The organism is Streptomyces anatolicus, from assembly GCF_019400875.1.
GTDB lineage: Bacteria > Actinomycetota > Actinomycetes > Streptomycetales > Streptomycetaceae > Streptomyces > Streptomyces anatolicus.
Genome location: NZ_WMBF01000795.1, coordinates 1 through 1,634, shown reverse-complemented (window position 1 = coordinate 1,634; position 1,634 = coordinate 1). Strand labels below are relative to the sequence as shown.

Annotated in this window: 1 protein-coding gene and 1 pseudogene; both read right to left on the bottom strand. The window is 73.5% G+C overall.

The features are described from left to right. Window positions 1-145: 145 nt before the first annotated feature. A complete protein-coding gene (locus GKQ77_RS32535) occupies window positions 146-814 on the bottom strand; it encodes a SurA N-terminal domain-containing protein (RefSeq protein ID WP_219692750.1) in 669 nt (222 codons plus the stop codon). Between the two features lie 163 nt (window positions 815-977). Further along, a pseudogene (locus GKQ77_RS32530) lies at window positions 978-1,634 on the bottom strand (tetratricopeptide repeat protein); the annotation flags it as partial.

Below are 1,634 nucleotides of genomic sequence, written 5' to 3'. Positions count from 1 at the left end.
CGTCAGGTGCGTGCTCTCGGCGTGCCGGGCGTAGGGCCTCGTACTGGACGTACTTGGCTCTGCGCCCGGTGCGGCGAGAGTGCGTGCATGGCGTCGCGAGGCAGGCGGGAATTGTCAGACAGGCCCTCGCCCCCGGGCTCTCCGCCTAAGCCTGCCGCTCCCCCGCCCCCGAGGCGGTGACCTGTCGGATCCACGGGGTCTTCGCGTCCGTACGCTTGTTCTTGTCGACGTCCCAGGAGCCGTACCGCGGGTTCAGGTCGATGTCGAGCTTCTTGGACGCGGCCGTCAGCGCCTTCCAGAAGAGCGCCTGGCCGTCCGGCGAGTTCATGTCCGCGCCCAGCCTCTTCGCCAGTTTCTGGGCCTCGATCTCCGTGCGGAGGCTGTCGTCCAGGCGGGACGGGGCGACGCTGTACTGCTGGAGCCAGCCCTCCTCCAGCGCCTTCCTGCCGCCCGCCTGCTTCTCCAGGCCCGCCCGCATCGTCTGGATGTCGCGGCGCGTGACACGCACCCCGGCGTCGGCGGCCGCGCGGTGCAGCACCTTGTCCAGGACCATCGTGTGCAGCGTGGCGCGGGTGAGGCCGCCGGACTTGGCGATGGCCTGCGCGTACCGCTCGTCGTCGGGGACGGCGGCCCGCTGCGCGTCGCGCACCTCGTTCACCCGGCCCTCCAGCTGCGCGACCGTGATGCGGTCGCCGCCGACGACGGCCGCGGCGCCGGGGTGCGCCTCGTTGCCGCAGGCGGTGAGGAGGGGGGCCGCGGCGAGCGCGGCGGTGGAGAGGAGGAGCGCGGTACGGCGGCTGGTGCGGCGGTGCAAGGTGGGCCTCCCGGTGGAGATTGTGCGGCGGTGCACAAAGTCTTGCGGTGATCGATGGTAGGCAGTGACCGTCTTCTCGGCCAGCTATTCGACAGCTATTCGCCCAACGATTTCCCGGGAGTTGGGGCACCCTCCGCCCCACCGTTCGGACCTGAGCGAGGAGCTAGCCCCGCACCTGCCCCAGCCACTGGAGCGTCCGGCGGACCTCCGCCGGGAACGGATGTCCGGGCCCGTGCACCAGCTCCGCGTCGTGCAGCAGCCGCGCCAGCGTGTCGTGGGCCGCGCCCCGGTCGCCGAGGGCCAGCAGCAGGTGGCCCATGCGGCGGCGGATCTCCAGGGACTGGCGGCGGTCGTCCGTCGCGTACTGGTTCTCGTAATAGGGGAGCAGCGCGCGGTACTCGGCGAGCGCCGCCGCCGGTTCGCCGAGCTGTTCGAGGCAGTGCGCGGCGTCGTAGCGGAACTGGAGGGAGTGCGGGTCGGCGTGGCCGGACTCGGCGGCCCGCTCGTCGGCGAGGCGCCGCAGCTCGGGCAGGGCGCGGCGGTACTGCCCGTCGTCCATGAGCGTGGCCGCGTACTGCTTGCGGAGCGTGCGTACGACGGGCGAGTGCTCGCCGTGCTCGGCGGCGGCGGCCGGGAGGATCGCGCCGAGGATGTCCACGGCCTGGGTGATGCGGCCCTCGCCGAGGAGGCGCTTGACGTCCTCGACGGCACGGACGACGTCCTGGCGCGGCGGCGAACTGGGCGGTCGCGGCGGCATGTCGGGGGCGGGCGCGGGCGTCGCGGCGCGGTCCGGCCAGGGCGCGAGCGGGCGCAGGAAGGG